1 protein-coding gene is annotated in these 677 nt (G+C 67.7%); it reads right to left on the minus strand.

What is annotated here, in order from left to right; translation table 11 throughout:
• On the minus strand, positions 1–677 hold a 677-nt coding region (locus tag AWU74_RS07120; RefSeq protein WP_162504994.1), incomplete at both ends, for a class I tRNA ligase family protein.

Consider the following 677-nt stretch of genomic DNA (forward strand, 5'->3'; position numbering starts at 1 on the left):
CGGTATCTCCTTGCCGGTGAGCGGCAGCTTCACGAGCTTTCCCACAAGGCGCGCGTAGCGCCCGTCGCGCGGGTTCACCGCGACCGCCGTGTCGCCGAAGAGGGTCTCGGTGCGCGTCGTCGCAATCTCGACCTTCGCGCCGCTCCCGTCAGCCAGCTCGTAATAGATATGGTGCATTTCGCCCGCAGCGGCGGCGTGTTCCACCTCGTCGTCAGCGAGCGCGGTTCCGCACGAGGGGCACCAGTTCACCAGATAGCGCCCGCGGTAGACCAAGCCGCGCTCGTAGAGGCTCACAAACACCTCGCGTACCGCGCGGGAAAGCCCCTCGTCGAGCGTGAAGCGCTCGCGCGTCCAGTCGACGCTGTTGCCGAGCTTCCGCTGCTGCGCCGTGATCACCGCGTGGTGCTCGTCCGTTACCTGCCGCGTGCGCCGGAGGAATTCCTCGCGCCCCAGGTCGGCACGGCGCAGTCCTTCCTTCTTGAGCCGTGTTTCGACGACGTGCTGCGTGGCGATTCCCGCGTGGTCGGTGCCGGGGAGCCAGAGCGTGTCGTCGCCCTTCATGCGGTGATAGCGCACCGCGATATCCTGCAGGGCGTGATTCAGCCCGTGCCCCAAGTGCAGCACACCGGTAACGTTCGGCGGCGGGATGACGACGGCAAAGCGCTCGCCGGTGCGGA

Source organism: Treponema endosymbiont of Eucomonympha sp. (assembly GCF_001028545.1).